Consider the following 16801-nt stretch of genomic DNA (forward strand, 5'->3'; position numbering starts at 1 on the left):
CTACAACCTTGCCAAAGCCGAAACAGGAGCCTCCCATGCGCATGACCACCGAAGAAGCCTTCGTCAAAACCCTGCAGATCCACGGCATCGAGCATGTCTTTGGCATCATCGGCTCGGCCTTCATGCCGATCTCGGATATTTTCCCCAAAGCCGGCATCACCTTCTGGGACTGCGCCCATGAAGGCTCGGGCGGGATGATGGCCGACGGCTTCACCCGCGCCTCGGGCAAGATGTCGATGATGATCGCGCAGAACGGCCCCGGCATCACCAATTTCGTCACCGCCGTGAAGACCGCCTACTGGAACCACACGCCGTTGCTGCTGGTGACCCCGCAAGCCGCCAACAAGACCATCGGTCAGGGCGGTTTCCAGGAGGTCGAGCAGATGGCCCTGTTCAAGGACATGGTCTGCTATCAGGAAGAGGTCCGCGACCCTTCCCGCATGGCCGAGGTTCTGGCCCGCGTCATCCAGACCGCCAAGCGGATGTCGGCCCCGGCGCAGATCAACGTGCCGCGCGATTACTTCACCCAAGTCATCGACATCGACCTGCCCCGCGTGGTCGAGTTCGAACGCCCCACGGGCGGCGATCATGCTTTGGCCGAGGCGGCGGCGCTTTTGTCCTCTGCCAAGTTCCCGGTGATCCTGAACGGGGCGGGCGTGGTTCTGGGCGGCGCGATCCCGGCCTCGATGGCCCTGGCCGAGCGGCTGGATGCGCCGGTTTGCGTCGGTTATCAGCACAATGACGCCTTCCCGGGCTCGCATCCGCTCTTCGCGGGCCCCCTGGGCTATAACGGCAACAAGGCCGGGATGGAGCTGATTGCCAAGGCCGATGTGGTTCTGGCCTTGGGCACGCGGCTCAACCCGTTTTCCACCCTGCCGGGCTATGGCCTCGATTACTGGCCGAAAGAGGCCAAGATCATCCAGGTCGATATCAACCCCGCCCGCATCGGCCTGACCAAGAAGGTCACCGTTGGCATCATCGGCGATGCGAAAGCGGTCGCCGAGGGGATCCTCGCGCGGCTGTCCGGCACGGCGGGGGATGAGGGCCGCACCGCGCGGCGCGATCTGATCGGGGTGACGAAATCCCGTTGGGCGCAGGAACTGGCCTCAATGGACCACGAACAGGACGACGTGGGCACCACCTGGAACCAGCGCGCGCGGTCGGCCAAGCCCGATTGGATGAGCCCGCGGATGGCCTGGCGCGCGATCCAGAGCGCCTTGCCGAAAGAGGCGATCATCTCCTCCGACATCGGGAACAACTGCGCCATCGGCAACGCCTATCCGACCTTTGAAGCGGGCCGCAAGTACTTGGCGCCGGGGCTTTTTGGGCCTTGCGGCTATGGTCTGCCCTCGGTCGTGGGGGCCAAGATCGCTTGCCCGGATACCCCGGTCGTGGGCTTTTCCGGCGACGGCGCCTTTGGCATCGCGGTCACCGAACTGACCGCGATTGGCCGGGGCGAATGGCCGGCGATCACGCAGGTCGTGTTCCGCAACTACCAATGGGGCGCGGAAAAGCGCAACTCCACCCTGTGGTATGACGACAATTTCGTCGGCACCGAGTTGAACGAGGGCGTGTCCTATGCCGGGATCGCCCAGGCTTGCGGGCTGCAGGGCGTGGTGGCCCGCACGATGGAGGAGCTGACCGCGGCGCTGCGCAAGGCGATCGACGATCAGATGAACCATGGCAAGACCACGCTGATCGAGGCGATGATCAACCAGGAACTCGGCGAGCCCTTCCGCCGCGACGCGATGAAGAAGCCGGTGGAGGTCGCCGGGATCTCCAAGGCCGACATGCGGCCCCAGGTGGTCTGATGGCTTACGATCTGGCGATTGTCGGCGCGGGGATTTTGGGGCTGGCCCATGCTTTGGCCGCCACGCGCCGGGGGCTGAAGGTCGTGGTGGTGGACCGGGAAGAGCAGGCCATCGGCGCCTCGGTCCGCAATTTCGGCTTTGTCACGGTGACGGGTCAGCAGGCGGGGGCGTGTTACGCCCGCGCCATGCGCAGTCGTGACGTCTGGGCCGAGGTGGCGCCCAAGGCCGGAATTGCCATTGAACATCAGGGGCTTCTGGTCGTGGCGCAGCGGCCGGAGGCGATGGACTGCCTTGAGGCCTTCATGGCCACCGAGATGGGGCAGGGCTGTCACCTTCTGACCGCCGCCGAAACCACGGCGCAGCATGGCGCGATCCTGTCGGGCAACCCCATTCAGGGCGCGCTCTGGTCCAGCCATGACCGCCGTGTCGAAAGCCGCTTTGCGATTGCCAAGCTCGCCGCCTGGATCGAAAGCCTGGGCGTGACCTTCCTGCGCAAGACCCTGGTGAAAGAGGTGCAGCCGGGGCGGCTTCTGACCACCTCGGGCGCCATCGAGGCCACCCAGGTCGTGGTCTGCCCCGGTGACGACATGCTGACGCTGTATCCGGAGGTCATCGCCCGCCACCAGATCACCCGCTGCCGGCTCCACATGATGAAGGTGAAGCCCGCAACCCCGATCAAGCTGCCGGGCTCGATCATGTCGGACCAGAGCCTGGTGCGCTACCTCGGCTATGCCGAACTGCCGGAATCCGAGCCGATCAAGGCCCGCCTGCGCGCCGAACAGCCGCGCACGCTCGCCGAGGGCATCCACCTGATCGTGGTGCAGGGCGCCGATGGCGGGTTGATCGTCGGCGACAGCCACCATTACGACTGGTCGCCCTCGCCCTTCCAGCGGGCCGAGGTCGATGACCTGATCATGGAGGAACTCCACGCGGTCCTGAACGTGCCGGGCGCCCGGATCACCGAGCGCTGGAATGGCACCTATGCCTCGGGGCCGGAGACGATGATGCGCGAGACGATCGATGATCAGACGCGGCTGGTCATCGTGACCTCGGGCACCGGGGCCAGCACCTCTTTCGCCATCGGCGAGGAAACCATTGACGAGATTTACGGGAGAGCATGATGCTGAAAGCGGCGGTATTCGACTGGGCGGGCACGGTGATCGATCACGGGTCCCAGGCGCCGATGGGGGTTTTCGTCAAGGCTTTCAAAAGCTTCGGCGTCGACATTACCATCGCCGAGGCCCGCGGCCCGATGGGCATGGCCAAGCGCGACCATATCAAGACCCTGATGAGCGCCCCGCGCATCGCCGAGGCCTGGAAGGCCGCGCAAGGCTCGGCTCCGGACGAGGCGGCGATCGACCGGGTCTATGAGGTCTTCGTGCCGATGAATGTCGAGGCGGTGACCGATTACTGCACGATGATCGCAGGCGCCGTCCCTGCCATCAACCGGATGCGGGCGCGGGGGCTGAAGATCGGCTCGACCACCGGCTATACGCGCTCGATCATGGCCAAGGTGCTGCCCTTGGCCAAGGCGCAAGGCTATGAGCCGGACAACCTGGTTTGCGCCGGAGACCTCTCCGAAGCGCGGCCCTCGGCGATGATGATGTACCGGACCTTCCTCGACCTCGGCGTCTGGCCGGCCTGGGCTGTCGTGAAGGTCGATGACACCGGCGTCGGCATTGGCGAGGGGCTGAATGCGGGCTGTTGGACGGTGGGGGTGGCGATCTCGGGCAATGCCTTTGGCCTGAACCCGGCGGAAACGGCGGCTTTGACGGCTGAGGAATATGCCACGATGAAGGCTTCCGCCTATGCCGACCTGCGCCGGACCGGGGCGCATTATGTCATTGATTCGGTGGCCGATATCGACGCGGTTCTCGATGACATCGAAGGCCGCCTCGCCCGTGGTGAGCGCCCGTGACGCTGCCCTTTGACCTGGGGCTTGGCGCGGCGGTCTGGATGGGCTTTGCCATCCTGATCTCGGCCTTCGTGCGGGGCTATTCCGGCTTTGGCTTTTCGGCGCTGGTGATCGCCTCTTCGGGGCTGGTCACCAACCCCTTGCATTTCGTGGCCGTCGTCATGCTTTGCGAGGTCGTCATGTCGGTGCAGGCCTGGAAGCATGTCGGCCCCGATGTCGACTGGCGGCGGGTGATCCTGCTGTCGCTGGGGGCTGCGGTGGGCCTGCCGCTCGGGCTTTGGGCGCTGACCTCGATCTCCGCCGATGCGGCGCGGGCGGTGATTTCGGGCTATGTGCTTTTGATGTGCGTGGTCCTTCTGATCGGCTGGAAGCTGAAGCACGAGGTGGGGACGGCGGGGAATTTCGCGGCCGGCGTCGTCTCCGGCCTCGCCAATGCGCCGGGGATGGGCGGGCTGCCGGTGGCGGCCTTTTTCGCTGCGCAAAGCATGAATGCTTCGGTCTTCCGCGCGACTTTGGTGGCCTACTTCCCGATCCTCGATATCTATTCGGCGCCGATGTACTGGCTGAGCGGGATGGTGACCTGGGACACGCTCTGGGCCTCGCTCATCACGCTGCCGCTGGTTTTCCTGGGCAACTGGCTGGGGTCACGGCATTTCCTCAACACAGACCCGCAGGATTTTCGCAAGTTTGCCATAGGTTTGCTGGCCTTTCTTGCCACGCTTGGCCTTTTGAAGTCGGTGCTGTGAATGCTGCTTGTGGTCAATGCCGGGTCGTCCTCGGTCAAGCTGGCGGTATTTGACGAAGGCCTGGCCGAGGTGGCGCAGGCGCGGCTGGAGGAGATCGGCTCCACCGGCCCCGCCACCCATCTGGAGGCTTTGGAGCAGGGTCTGGCGCAGATGGCCGTGCCCTTCACCAGCCTGAAGGCCGCAGCCCACCGCGTCGTGCATGGCGGCGCTAGTCTGACCCACCCGACCCGGATCACGCCCGAGGTCGCGGCCAAGATCGAGGCCTGCATCCCCCTCGCCCCCCTGCACAACCCGGCCAACCTGACCGGCATCAGCGCGCTGGAGCGGCTCGCCCCCGACCTTGCGCAATTCGCCAGCTTTGACACCGCCTTTCACGCCACCAACCCGGAAGTCGCCACCCGCTACGCCCTGCCGCCCGAGGCCGAGGCGCTGGGCCTGCGCCGCTACGGCTTTCATGGCTTGAGCTACGCGAGCCTGGTGCGCAAGTTGCGCATGGCTGGCCCGCTGCCGCGCCGCCTGCTGGCCTTGCATCTGGGCAATGGCGCCTCGCTGTGCGCGATCCTGGACGGGTGCTCGGTGGCCACCACGATGGGCTATTCCCCTTTGTCGGGCGTGACCATGGGCACCCGCACCGGTGATATCGACGGCAACGCGGTGCTGCGCCTGGCCGAGGTCAACGGGCTGGAGGCGGCGAGCCGGATCCTCAACCGGGGGTCCGGCCTCATGGGGCTGGGCGGGACCAGCGACATGCGCGCGCTTCATGCGGCGGGCACGCGGGAGGCGCGCTTTGCCATCGACCATTTCATCTATTGGGCGATCCGCCATGCCGGCAGCATGATCGCGGCGATGGGCGGGCTGGACGGCGTGGCCTTCACCGGCGGCATCGGCGAGAATGACGCCAGGGTGCGCGGCGCCATCAGGACCGGGCTGGCCTGGGCAGGAGAGAATCCCATGCTGATCGTGCCCGCCGAGGAAGAACGCCAGATCGCGGTGGAGGCCGCCGCCCTGATCGGCCCGTAAAGAAATTCCGGCCCGTGGCGGGTTTTCGGGAAATTCATCTGGTAAAGCCGGAAAACCTCAAGATATTGTCCCGAAAGAAGCGAGCAGAGGACCGTCATGAACGCGCCCATCGTCAACACCTCCCCGCCTGTCTCGGACGAGATCCGCAAGACCACCTGCTACATGTGCGCCTGTCGCTGCGGCATCAACGTGCATCTGCGCTCGGGGAAAGTGTCCTATATCGAGGGCAACCGCGACCATCCGGTCAACAAGGGGGTGCTCTGCGCCAAGGGCGCCTCGGGGATCATGCAGGTCACGGCACCTTCGCGCCTGCAACAGCCGTTGCGGCGGGTCGGGCCGCGCGGCTCGGGCGCGTTCGAGCCGATTTCCTGGGAGGAGGCGCTGTCGCTGGCGGTGTCCTGGATGAAACCGCTGCGCGAGACGGCGCCAGAGAAGCTGGCCTTCTTCACCGGGCGCGACCAGAGCCAAAGCTTCACCGGCTGGTGGGCGCAAGCCTTCGGCACGCCGAATTACGCGGCACATGGCGGGTTTTGCTCGGTCAACATGGCGGCGGGCGGGATCTACACGATCGGCGGGGCATTCTGGGAGTTTGGCCAGCCGGATTGGGAGCGCACCAAGCTGTTCGTCATGTTCGGCGTGGCCGAGGATCACGACAGCAACCCGATCAAGATCGGGCTTGGCAAGCTGAAGGGGCGCGGGGCGCGGGTGATCGGGGTAAATCCGATCCGCACCGGATATAATGCGATTGCCGATGACTGGTACGGCATCACGCCGGGCACCGACGGGCTTTTGATCCTGTCGCTGATCCATTGCCTGCTGGAGGCGGGGAAGGTTGACCTCGACTACCTCGCCCGCTGGACCAACGCGCCTTTGCTGATCAACGAGACGGAGGGGCCGGAGAAGGGTCTCTTCGTCAAGAACGCCGAAAGCCAGCCCTTCGTGATCGACAAGCGCACCGGTCAGCCGGCGCCCTGGGATGGCAAGGGCGTGCAGCCCGATTTGGGCGCTGTCTGGCAGGGGCACCGGACGGTGTTCCAGCATATGGCGGAACGGTATCTTTCGCCCGACTATGCTCCGGAAGCAGTGGCCGCGCGCTGCGGCATCCCGGCAGCCCGCATCCGCGGCCTTGCGGCGGAGCTGGCCGATGTGGCCTTCAACCAGGCGATCGAGATCAAGCAGAGCTGGACCGATTTCCGCGGCGATCATCACGACACGATGCCCGGCCGGCCGGTCAGCTTCCACGCGATGCGCGGAATCTCGGCCCATTCCAACGGCTTCCAGACCGCCCGCGCCCTGCATCTGTTGCAGATCGTGCTCGGCACCGTCGAAACCCCCGGCGGCTACCGGCTGAAGCCGCCCTATCCCAAACCGGTCGAGGCCCATCCGACCCCGCATTTCGTCACCGCCCCGGGCAAGCCGCTGTCAGGGCCCCATCTCGGCTATGTGCGCGGGCCGGAACAGCTGGCGCTGAAGGAAGACGGCACCCCCGCCCGGATCGACAAGGCGTTCACCTGGGAGAACCCCTTCTCCGCCCATGGCATGATGCACATGCTGATCCCCAATGCCCATGCCGGCGATCCCTACCGGATCGACACGCTGTTTTTGTACATGGCGAACATGGCGTGGAACTCGTCGATGAACACCGCCAAGGTGCTGGAGATGCTGACCGACAAGGGTCCGGACGGCGAATACGTCATCCCGCGGATCATCTATTCCGACGCCTATGCCTCGGAAATGGTGGCCTATGCCGACCTGATCCTGCCCGACACGACCTATCTGGAACGCCACGACTGCATCAGCCTGCTCGACCGCCCGATTTCCGAGCCCGATGCGGCGGGCGACAGCATCCGCTGGCCGGTGCAGGAGCCTGACCGCGATGTGCGCGGCTTCCAGTCGGTGCTTCTGGACCTTGGCGCAAGGCTGGGGCTGGCGCCGATGATCAAGGAAGACGGCAGCCCCAAGTTCAAGGACTACGCCGACTACATCCAGAACCACATCCGCCGCCCCGGCGTCGGCCCGCTGATCGGCTTTCGCGGCGCAGAGGGCGACAAGGAGGGGCGGGGCGAGGCCAACCCCGACCAGATCGCCGCCTATATCGCAAACGGCGGCTTCTATCAGGCCCATGTGCCCGAGGCGGGGCTGTTCTTCAAACCCTGGAACATGGACTATCAGAACTGGGCGGTCGAAACCTCGTTCTATGAGTCCCCGCAGCCCTATCTTTTCGCGATCTGGTCCGAGCCGATGCGCAAGTTCCAGCTGGCGGCTGAGGGGCAGGGGCCGATCCAGCCCCCCGACCATCTGCGTGGCCGCTTGAAACAGGCGATGGACCCGCTGCCGCTGTGGTATCCGCCCTTCGGCGACCTTGAGGCGAAGGGCTGGGGCTATCCGATCCACGCCCTGACGCAAAGGCCGATGGACATGTATCATTCCTGGGGCAGCCAGAACGCCTGGCTGCGGCAGATCAGGGGCAAGAACTTCCTCTATATTCCGACCCGGATCTGGGAGGAGCATGGCTTCAAGGCAGGTGACTTTGCCCGTGTGACCTCGCCCAGCGGCGCCATCACGGCGCCGGTCGCCCATATGGCCGCGCTGAACGAGAACACGATCTGGACCTGGAACGCGATCGGCAAGCGCAAGGCGGCCTGGGCGCTGGACGAAGGCGCGCCCGAGGCGAATGAGGGCTTCTTGCTGAACCACCTGATCTCCGAGCTTTTGCCGGAAAAGGGCGATGGCTTGCGCTATTCCAATTCGGACCCGGTGACGGGGCAGGCGGCCTGGTTCGATCTGCGGGTGCGGATCGAGAATGTCGGGCCGAAAGATCATGCCGCGCCCGATCTGCCGCCGATCCCGCGCGTCGTGCCGCAGGGGAAGGACCGGGCATGAGGCAAGCTGTCATCCGCTGCGCCGCACGATTTTTCTGCGAAAAATCAGAAGCCGACCTTTCAGCGAAAGATCGGGAATTTTCGCAGAAAATTCGGAAGGACAGAAATTTTCGCAGAAAATTTGTGACTGCGACCCAAGCCTGCGAGGATCGCACATGACCCAGCTTCCCACCCATACCGAGAAAAAACTGGGTCTGGCGATCGACCTTGACACCTGCGTCGGCTGTCAGGCCTGTGTCACCGCCTGCAAGGGCTGGAACGATCAAAGTAAGGGCGACAGCGGCAACCTGTCGGACCAAAATCCTTACGGATCAGACCCTTCTGGCGTCTTCCTCAACCGGGTGCACAGCTATCAGGTCCGGCCCGACGACGGTGCGGCGCAGATCATCACCTTCCCGCGCTCCTGCCTGCATTGCGAGGATGCGCCTTGCGTGCCGGTCTGTCCGACCGGGGCCAGCTACAAGCGGGTCGAGGATGGCATCGTTCTGGTCAATGAAGATGCCTGCATCGGCTGCGGCCTCTGCGCCTGGGCCTGCCCTTACGGCGCGCGCGAGTTGGATCAGGCGGCGGGGGTGATGAAGAAATGCACCCTCTGCGTCGACCGCATCTACAACGAGAACCTGCCCGAGGAGGACCGCGAGCCGGCCTGCGTGCGCACCTGCCCGACCGGCGCGCGCCATTTCGGTGATTTCGCCGATCCAAACAGCAAGGTTTCCAAACTGGTGGCCGAACGCGGCGGCTATGATCTGATGCCCGACCTCAAGACCAAGCCCACCAACAAATACCTGCCGCCGAGGAAGAAGGACCGCCCGCAGGAAGCCTCTGTTCTGGCGCCACTGCTCGACATCCGGGCGAGCGGTTTTGCCGGCTGGCTTGACAAGGTTCTGGGGAAAATCTGATGCATCCGGCCCCCTCTGTCATCGCTTTCACCGTTCTGTCCGGCATGGGCTTTGGCCTTCTGGCCTTCCTTGGACTTGGATGGCCCGCGCCTTCGGGCTGGGCGGCCTTCTTTCACTGGGGGCTCGGCTATGGCCTCGCGGTCGGGGGGCTTGCCGCCTCGACCTTCCACCTCGGCAACCGCAAGAATGCCATGAAGGCCTTCAGCCAGTGGCAAAGCTCCTGGCTCAGCCGCGAGGCCTGGGCCTCGGTCGCCTGTCTGGTGGTCCTGGCGCCGATGGCGCTGTCGGATATCTTCGGGCTCGGCCTCTGGCGAGGGGTCGGTCAGGTGGGGGCGTTGCTGGCGTTGGCGACGGTGCTCACCACTTCGATGATCTATGGCCAGCTCAAGACCGTGCCGCGCTGGCATAGCCCCACGACGCCGGCTTTGTTCTTCAGCTTCATGCTCTGCGGCGGGGCGATCCTGTCGGGCAACCGCGGGCTGGCGCTTCTGGGCTGCCTTCTGGTGGCGCTGGCGCTGCTGGCCGCTTTCCGCTTTGGTGACACGGCTTTCGCCCGGGCGGCGCAGACGATCGGCACGGCGACCGGGCTCGACCGGATCGGAAAGGTCACGGTCTTTGAACAGCCCCATACCTCGCCCAATTACCTGATGCGCGAGATGATCCATGTCGTTGGCCGCAAGCATGTGGAGAAGTTGCGCCTGATCGCGCTGGGCGCCGGGGCCGGCGTGCCCTTCCTCTTGTTGCTTTTGCCGCCGAGCCCGGTGCTGTTTGCCGGGGTCGCGTTGGTGCACCTTTGCGGGGCGCTGGCGGCGCGCTGGCTGTTCTTTGCCCAGGCGGAGCATGTCGTGGGCCTGTATTACGGCCAACGCTAGAAGCCTCAGTCGACGGCGATTTTCGCGGGCAGGGCCGGGTCGTCTTGCCCGCCCGCTTCGGCATCCTCCGCGTCGTATTGGCGCGGTGGGGCCTCGGTGAAGACTTCCAGCAGGCTCTCCAGGTTGGCTTGCAGAGGGCCGGGCACCTTCGACCGGGCGAGGTCGAGGAATTCGCCCGCATGGGGCAAGGTGTTGAAATAGGCGGGCTTGTGGTAATGCACCATCTTGGCCTCGGCGACCTGGCTCAGATCCTCGCGTTCCGAGATCGAGTAGTTGAAGACCTCGGGCAGGACCAGGCAGTTCAGGCCATAGCTCGCCATCACCAGGGGCAGGGTGACCTGATCGAGCCAGGGCCTCTTGTTGGCGACGGCGCAGCCAAAGTCGAAGCGGCTGGCATGATCGAGCCAGAGCGCGCCGAAATTGCGGCCGTCCTCGTCGAGCGGCAGATCGCTGAACGAGACGAAGCCGGCGTTGAAATAGGGCACGAACTCCAGAAAGCGACCCCGGGTCAGCCTGACCCGCGCCTCGGGCATCGGCAGGTCGAAGAAACGGTAGGCGCGTTCCCAGGCGTCGCCGTCCTTGCCCCAGGTCGGCTTGCCTTCGGGCACGGCATAGACCTCGTGCGGGTCGGCGCCGGGGATGCCGGTGATCGGGGCCTGGCAGACCATGTCGGTGTCCAGAAAGGTGGTGCGGCGGCTGGAGCGCGGGGCGGCGCAGGCCAGAAGCTTGTTGCCATGCGGGTAGGCCTTCTTCCACCGCCCCTCACCCGAGGGCAGAGGGTCGATCCGGACATGGCAAGCATCAAAGAGGGCGCGGGTGGCGGGTTCCAGGCTCGGGGCATAGGCGTCCGAGACATAGGCGATCAGCTGCACCTCCCTCGGGTCGTGCTGGCGCGCCAGCGAGGCGGCCAGAACCAGCGCCATCGCCTCCAGCTTCTTGCCGTCGACCACGAAGATGATGGATTCGGCCGCCTCGGTCATTGCAGTCCCCTTGCAGAATCATGCCCCGGATCTTGCGGTCCGCGGGCGCTGTGCTCCAAGCTTTCATCACCGGATTTCAGCTATTCCGTGCCAAGATTGTGACTTTGCTGCGAGGCAGCGCATGAGGTGCAAAGCAAACGGGCCAAAGCAAACGGGCCAAAGCAAACGGGCCGGAGAAGGATCTCCGGCCCGCGCAACTCATGAGGGAAGCCTCACTCCGAGAAGATCGACTTCTTGTGCGTGCCGTTCGGCACCAGCAGCGCGCCGATCACGACGGTGATGCCCGCGATGATGATCGGATACCACAGGCCCGAGTAGATGTTGCCGGTCTGGGCCGAGATGGCCAGGACGAGCGCGGGCAGCAGGCCGCCGAACCAGCCGTTGCCGATGTGGTAGGGCAGGGACAGGCCGGAGTAGCGGATCCGGGTCGGGTAAAGTTCGACCAGCTGGGCGGCGATCGGGCCGTAGACCATCGTCACCAGAAGGATCAGATAGGTCAGGGTGATGATCACCGTCAGGTTCTGCGCCTTGAAGACGTCGCCAAAGGTGTTGACCTTGGCCACGGTGGTATTGTCCTTGGCGATCAGGGGGTAGCCCGCCGCCAGAAGCGCGTCGTTGACGGCCTTCTCGAAGGTGGCCTTCACGCCGTTTGCCTTGGCCACATCGGCCGCGGCGGTATCAAGTGCGGCCAGCTTGTCGGCGGGAAGGGCCGAGCGAGCGGTGTCGAGCGCGGTCTGCGCTGCGGTCACGGCGGCATTGGCGGCATCGAGGGCCGTTTGCGCCGTGGCCTTGGCGGCATCATCGGCGGCGGCCTTCAGCGCCTTGTCGGCGTCGGCGGCAGCGCCCTTGGCTTTCTCCAGCGCCTTTTGGGCGTCGGTCAGGGGCGTCATCATGCCCGGGTCGATCGCGGCCTTGGCGGTATCCATCGCGGTCTTGGCGGCGGCGATCTCGGCGGCATTCTTGGTCCCGTCATAGCCCGGGATCTCGGTGTCGCCGATCTTGACGCTGGCCACGGTGCCGGCGGGCGCATCGACGGTGACCGAGTTGACCGAGTTCTTCAGCAGCAGCGCCTTCACGTTGTCGCAGCTGTGGGTGAACTTGGCGGTCCCGACCGGGTTGAACTGGAAGGAGCAATCCGCCGGGTCGGCCGACACGGTGATGACGGTCTGCTGGGCGGCGTAAAGCGCCGGGTTCGCGGTCTTGGTGATGAACTGGAAGACCGGGAAGTAGGTCAGCGCGGCCAGAAGGCAGCCGAGCAGGATCACCGGCTTGCGGCCGATCTTGTCCGACAGGCTGCCGAAGAAGATGAAGCCCCAGGTGCCGAGGATCAGCGAAGCCGCGACGAAGACGTTGGCGGTGAAGCTGTCCACTTTCACGACCGATTGCAGGAAGGTCAGGGCGTAGAACTGGCCCGAGTACCAGACGACCGCCTGGCCCATGGTCAGACCGAAGAGCGCGATCAGCGCGATCTTGGCGTTCTTCCACTGGCCGAAAGCCTCACGCAGCGGTGCTTTCGAGGCAGCGCCCTCGGCTTTCATCTTCTGGAAGACCGGGCTTTCCGACATGGTCATGCGGATATAGAGCGAGATCAGCAGAAGGAAGGCCGACAGCAGGAACGGCACGCGCCAGCCCCAGGCTTTCCAGGCGTCCAGCACGACCGGATTGCCCTTGGCATCCAGTGCCGGCAGGCCGTCGAGGCCCATCTGCGCCACGGCCGGGAAGTTGTTGGCAATGAGCGGCGTCACCACCAGGATGACGACCAGCGACAGCAGGAGGCCGCCGGTGGCCGTGGTCTGGATGAAGGAGGTGTAATAGCCGCGCCGGTTTTGCGGCGCGTGTTCGGCCACATAGACCGCCGCCCCGCCATATTCACCGCCAAGCGCCAGACCCTGCAGCATCCGAAGACCGATCAGGATGATCGGCGCCGCGATGCCCCAGCTTTGATAGCCCGGCAGAAGACCCACAAGGAATGTCGAGCCGCCCATGATCAGGATGGTGACGAGGAAGGTATACTTCCGCCCGATCAGGTCGCCCAGCGAGCCGAAGACAAGGGCGCCGAAGGGACGCACCAGAAAGCCTGCCGCAAAGGCCAGAAGCGCGAAGATGTTCCGTGCCGCTTCCGGGAAGGGCGTGAAGAACTGCGCGCCGATATAGGCCGACAGCGAGCCATAGAGGTAGAAGTCGTACCATTCGAAGATCGTCCCCATCGAGGAGGCCAGAATGACCTTCCTTTCCGAGGCTGACATCGGACGCGAGCGGGCGCCCACATCTGCCGTTCCTATTGACATTGTCTCTCTCCCTTAGTGCAAGTCTTTATGTTTGCTTGACTGAGCGGTCCTGCCCTTCAGGCGGAATGCTCAACCTCCGGCCCTTCCCTCCCGTCCCTTCGGGCGGGTCCTTCCTGTCTCGCCCCTGCGGGCGAGCCCCTCTCCCCCGCCCTTGCGGTCGGGGAATCCTCTCCCCCGGGTCCTTGCGGTCGGGTTCTTCCTCCCCGGCTCCTTGCGGGCGGGTTTTTCTGCCGTGAGCCCTTGCGGGCGGGGCCTTCTGTCCCGGCCCAGCGGGGCCGGGATGTCGGGCCGGTGCCTGACCCTTGCGGGTCTCAGGCCCGGTTCATGCGGTTTTCGATCAGGTCGTCGACGACCGTCGGATCGGCCAGGGTCGAGGTGTCGCCCAGGGCCGCGAAGTCGTTCTCGGCGATCTTGCGCAGGATGCGGCGCATGATCTTGCCCGAGCGGGTTTTCGGCAGGCCGGGCGCCCATTGGATCAGGTCCGGCGTGGCGATCGGCCCGATCTCGGTGCGGACCCATTTCACCAGGTCCTTGCGCAGCTCCTCGGAAGGCTCGATCCCCTGCATCAGGGTGACATAGGCGTAGATGCCCTGGCCCTTGATGTCATGCGGGTAGCCGACCACGGCACTTTCGGCGACTTTCGGGTGGGCGACGAGGGCGCTTTCGACCTCGGCGGTGCCCAGACGGTGGCCCGAGACGTTCAAGACGTCATCGACGCGGCCGGTGATCCAGTAATAGCCATCCGCATCGCGGCGGCAGCCGTCGCCGGTGAAGTAATAGCCCGGGTATTGCGCGAAATAGGCCTCTTCGAACCGCTTGTGGTCGCCCCAGAGCGTGCGCATCTGGCCCGGCCAGCTGTCGGCGATGCAGAGGACGCCTTCCGTCTCGGTCTGCGACAGGACATGGCCATTGGCCGGGTCCAGCACCTCGGGCTTGACGCCGAAGAAGGGCAGGGTGGCCGAACCGGGCTTTTGCGGCACGGCGCCCGGCAGCGGCGTGATCAGGTGGCCGCCGGTTTCGGTCTGCCAGAACGTGTCGACGATCGGGCAGTTGCCCTTGCCGATGTTGTGGAAGTACCAGTTCCAGGCCTCGGGGTTGATCGGCTCGCCGACCGAACCCAGAAGGCGCAGGGACGACAGGTCGTGCTTCTCGACCAGCTCCAGCCCCATGCCCATCAGCGAGCGGATCGCGGTCGGGGCGGTGTAGAACTGGGTGACCTTGTGCTTTGCGATCACCTCCCAGAACCGTCCGGCGTCGGGGAAGGTGGGGACGCCTTCGAACATCACGGTCGTGGCGCCATTGGCGAGCGGGCCGTAGACGATATAGCTGTGCCCGGTGACCCAGCCCACATCGGCGGTGCACCAGAAGATGTCGCCGTCGTGGTAATCGAAGGTCATCTCATGCGTCATCGCCGCGTAGACGAGGTAGCCGCCGGTGGTATGGACGACACCCTTCGGCTTGCCGGTCGAACCCGAAGTATAAAGGATGAAGAGCGGATCCTCCGCCCCCATCTCGGTATAGGGGCAATAGGGGGAGGCTGCGGCCATCTCGGCCTTGAGGTCGAAATCGCGGCCCTGCGTCCAGTGCGTCTCATCCCCGGTGTGTTTGACCACGAGGCATTTCACATTGTCCTTGCAGTGCAACAGCGCCTGGTCGGCATTGGCCTTCAGCGGGGTCTTCTTGCCGGCGCGTGGGCCGAAATCGGCGGTGATCACGACGCGGGCCTCGGAATCGTTGATCCGGTTGGCCAGGGCGTCGGGCGAGAAGCCGCCGAAGACGATGGAATGGATCGCGCCGATCCTTGTGCAGGCCAGCATGGCGAAGGCCGCCTCGGGGATCATCGGCATGTAAAGGACAACGCGGTCGCCCTTCTTCACGCCATGGGCCTTGAGCACATTGGCCAGACGGCAGGTCTGCTCCAGAAGCTCGGCATAGGTGATGTGGCGCGACGGCGTCTTGGGGTCATCGGGCTCCCAGATGATCGCGGTCTGGTTGGCGCGCTTGACCATGTGGCGGTCGATGCAATTGGCCGAGACGTTGGTGGTGCCGTCCTCGTACCACTTGATTGAAACCTCCCCCAGGGTGAAGGAGGTGTTCTTGACGCGGGTATAGGGCTTGATCCAGTCAATCCGGCGGCCTTCGACCCCCCAGAAGGTTTCGGGGTCGGTCATCGAGGCCTCGTAGCGGGCTTTATAGCCTGCCGGAGTCACATGGGCCTTGGAAGTAAACTCGGTGGTGGCGGTGTAAACCGCCGGCGCACGATCCGTCATTCAGTCCTCCCTGGACCGCAGGCGCCACCCCGATTTTCCCCGGCGGCGCTGCGTGTCATCTCTTCGCTGGTTCAACTCTATCGCAACTTTGTGATTACGAAAGCTACAATTTCTTTTTGGGTATACCAGAGCATACAATCTGGCAAATTCCAGAACGTCGCAGGGGGGCGCGCAGGGTAACACACTGGAAGATCTGGCTAATTTGGCCGCTTCTCCTTTGCGGCCATTTTGGGTTGCGCTAACATCCGCGGGGCTGCGCAAGGGCCGCGACACTTTGCCCCAGCGTTGCGACAGGGCGGGAACGGGGGGCGGGGCCGTGCAACCCTTACGCGAACGGATCGACCGGGTAGCGCACCTCGGTGAGGCACAGGCCCTGCGGTGGCGCCACCGTGCCGCAGGCCGCGCGGTCGCGCGCCGCAAGCGCCGCGGCAATGCGGTCGGGAGCCCAGGCGCCAACCCCGACACGGACCAGCGAGCCCACCAGCGAGCGGACCTGATTGTGCAGGAAACTGCGGGCGCGCAGGTGAAAGCGGTACTCGGTGCCCTGGGGCTGGGGCAGGGCGGTGATGGTGATCTCGTCCAGCGTCTTCTCCGGGCTTTTGGCCTGGCAGAGGGTCGATCGGAAGGTGGTGAAATCGTGAAAGCCGATCAGATGTGCGGCACCTTCCTGCATGGCCTCCAGATCAAGCGGGTTCAGCACATGCCAGACGTGGCCACGGTCCAAGACCGGCGGGGCGCGGCGGGCGAGGATGCGGTAGAGATAGCGCCGCTCGATGGCGGAGAAGCGGGCGTGGAAATCCTCGGTCACTTTGGCGCAGGCGGTCACGGCCACCGGCTGCGGGCGCAGGTGATGGTTCAGCGCCTCGGACAAACGAAACGCGTCCCAGTCGTGCGCGAGGTCGACATGGGCGACCTGACCGATCCCATGCACCCCGGTATCGGTGCGGCCTGCGGCGGCGATGGTATGGGGGCCGGGCTCCAGCCTTGCCAGTGCCTCTTCCACCGCGGCCTGGACCGAGGGTTGACCCTGCGCCTGGCGCTGCCAACCGTTGAACGGGCTGCCGTCGTATTCGATGCGGAGGGCATAGCGGGGCATGGGAGGGCCGGGTTGGGAAAGG

General features: G+C 65.1%; 12 protein-coding genes. 8 read left to right on the forward strand and 4 right to left on the reverse strand.

All coding sequences use genetic code 11. The features are described from left to right. Nucleotides 1–35: 35 nt before the first annotated feature. From xsc to AC1DVR_RS12775, 8 genes are all read left to right on the forward strand, one after another. Nucleotides 36–1811 (forward strand): sulfoacetaldehyde acetyltransferase, encoded by a 1776-nt coding sequence (xsc, locus tag AC1DVR_RS12740; protein ID WP_478000954.1) that lies wholly within the window; start codon nucleotides 36–38, stop codon nucleotides 1809–1811. Continuing rightward, on the forward strand, nucleotides 1811–2932 hold the full coding sequence (locus AC1DVR_RS12745) for a TIGR03364 family FAD-dependent oxidoreductase (protein ID WP_478000955.1): 1122 nt from the start codon (nucleotides 1811–1813) through the stop codon (nucleotides 2930–2932). Before xsc ends, AC1DVR_RS12745 begins: the two co-directional genes overlap by 1 nt. Then, a complete protein-coding gene (gene phnX, locus AC1DVR_RS12750) occupies nucleotides 2932–3729 on the forward strand; it encodes a phosphonoacetaldehyde hydrolase (protein ID WP_478000956.1) in 798 nt (265 codons plus the stop codon). The genes AC1DVR_RS12745 and phnX overlap by 1 nt, the downstream gene beginning before the upstream one ends. After that, the gene (locus AC1DVR_RS12755) at nucleotides 3726–4472 is read left to right on the forward strand and encodes a sulfite exporter TauE/SafE family protein (RefSeq protein ID WP_478000957.1); all 747 of its coding nucleotides are present in this window, start codon (nucleotides 3726–3728) and stop codon (nucleotides 4470–4472) included. The genes phnX and AC1DVR_RS12755 overlap by 4 nt, the downstream gene beginning before the upstream one ends. Next, nucleotides 4473–5492, forward strand: coding sequence for an acetate/propionate family kinase (locus AC1DVR_RS12760; RefSeq protein WP_478000958.1), 1020 nt, complete (start codon nucleotides 4473–4475; stop codon nucleotides 5490–5492). It begins immediately after the preceding gene. A gap of 96 nt (nucleotides 5493–5588) precedes the next feature. Further along, complete coding sequence (locus AC1DVR_RS12765) at nucleotides 5589–8375, forward strand: molybdopterin-dependent oxidoreductase (protein ID WP_478000959.1); 2787 nt, start codon at nucleotides 5589–5591, stop codon at nucleotides 8373–8375. Between the two features lie 154 nt (nucleotides 8376–8529). Then, nucleotides 8530–9273, forward strand: a complete 744-nt coding sequence (locus AC1DVR_RS12770; RefSeq protein WP_478000960.1) for a 4Fe-4S dicluster domain-containing protein — start codon at nucleotides 8530–8532, stop codon at nucleotides 9271–9273. Continuing rightward, nucleotides 9273–10145: a dimethyl sulfoxide reductase anchor subunit family protein gene (locus tag AC1DVR_RS12775; RefSeq protein WP_478000961.1), complete on the forward strand. Its 873-nt coding sequence runs from the start codon at nucleotides 9273–9275 to the stop codon at nucleotides 10143–10145. Before AC1DVR_RS12770 ends, AC1DVR_RS12775 begins: the two co-directional genes overlap by 1 nt. Before the next feature lie 5 nt (nucleotides 10146–10150). Here AC1DVR_RS12775 and AC1DVR_RS12780 read toward each other — a convergent pair whose 3' ends face one another. The 4 genes from AC1DVR_RS12780 to truA form a co-directional block, all read right to left on the reverse strand. Next, the gene (locus tag AC1DVR_RS12780) at nucleotides 10151–11125 is read right to left on the reverse strand and encodes a hypothetical protein (protein WP_478000962.1); all 975 of its coding nucleotides are present in this window, start codon (nucleotides 11123–11125) and stop codon (nucleotides 10151–10153) included. Between the two features lie 212 nt (nucleotides 11126–11337). Beyond that, the gene (locus tag AC1DVR_RS12785; RefSeq protein WP_478000963.1) at nucleotides 11338–13413 is read right to left on the reverse strand and encodes an MFS transporter; all 2076 of its coding nucleotides are present in this window, start codon (nucleotides 13411–13413) and stop codon (nucleotides 11338–11340) included. Between the two features lie 311 nt (nucleotides 13414–13724). After that, on the reverse strand, nucleotides 13725–15683 hold the full coding sequence (acs, locus tag AC1DVR_RS12790; protein ID WP_478000964.1) for an acetate--CoA ligase: 1959 nt from the start codon (nucleotides 15681–15683) through the stop codon (nucleotides 13725–13727). Nucleotides 15684–16008: 325 nt separating this feature from the next. Further along, nucleotides 16009–16779, reverse strand: a complete 771-nt coding sequence (gene truA, locus AC1DVR_RS12795; RefSeq protein WP_478000965.1) for a tRNA pseudouridine(38-40) synthase TruA — start codon at nucleotides 16777–16779, stop codon at nucleotides 16009–16011. Between the last annotated feature and the right edge of the window lie 22 nt (nucleotides 16780–16801).

Source organism: Rhodobacter sp. P2_H5 (assembly GCF_056403335.1).

Coding starts and splice junctions, on each gene's coding strand:
- AC1DVR_RS12745 (WP_478000955.1), top strand. CDS start 1,811: ATGGCTTACGATCTGGCGATTGTCGGCGCGGGGATTTTGGGGCTGGCC.
- AC1DVR_RS12760 (WP_478000958.1), top strand. CDS start 4,473: ATGCTGCTTGTGGTCAATGCCGGGTCGTCCTCGGTCAAGCTGGCGGTA.
- acs (WP_478000964.1), bottom strand. CDS start 15,683: ATGACGGATCGTGCGCCGGCGGTTTACACCGCCACCACCGAGTTTACT.
- truA (WP_478000965.1), bottom strand. CDS start 16,779: ATGCCCCGCTATGCCCTCCGCATCGAATACGACGGCAGCCCGTTCAAC.
- AC1DVR_RS12785 (WP_478000963.1), bottom strand. CDS start 13,413: ATGTCAATAGGAACGGCAGATGTGGGCGCCCGCTCGCGTCCGATGTCA.
- AC1DVR_RS12765 (WP_478000959.1), top strand. CDS start 5,589: ATGAACGCGCCCATCGTCAACACCTCCCCGCCTGTCTCGGACGAGATC.
- AC1DVR_RS12780 (WP_478000962.1), bottom strand. CDS start 11,125: ATGACCGAGGCGGCCGAATCCATCATCTTCGTGGTCGACGGCAAGAAG.
- AC1DVR_RS12775 (WP_478000961.1), top strand. CDS start 9,273: ATGCATCCGGCCCCCTCTGTCATCGCTTTCACCGTTCTGTCCGGCATG.
- phnX (WP_478000956.1), top strand. CDS start 2,932: ATGCTGAAAGCGGCGGTATTCGACTGGGCGGGCACGGTGATCGATCAC.
- xsc (WP_478000954.1), top strand. CDS start 36: ATGCGCATGACCACCGAAGAAGCCTTCGTCAAAACCCTGCAGATCCAC.
- AC1DVR_RS12770 (WP_478000960.1), top strand. CDS start 8,530: ATGACCCAGCTTCCCACCCATACCGAGAAAAAACTGGGTCTGGCGATC.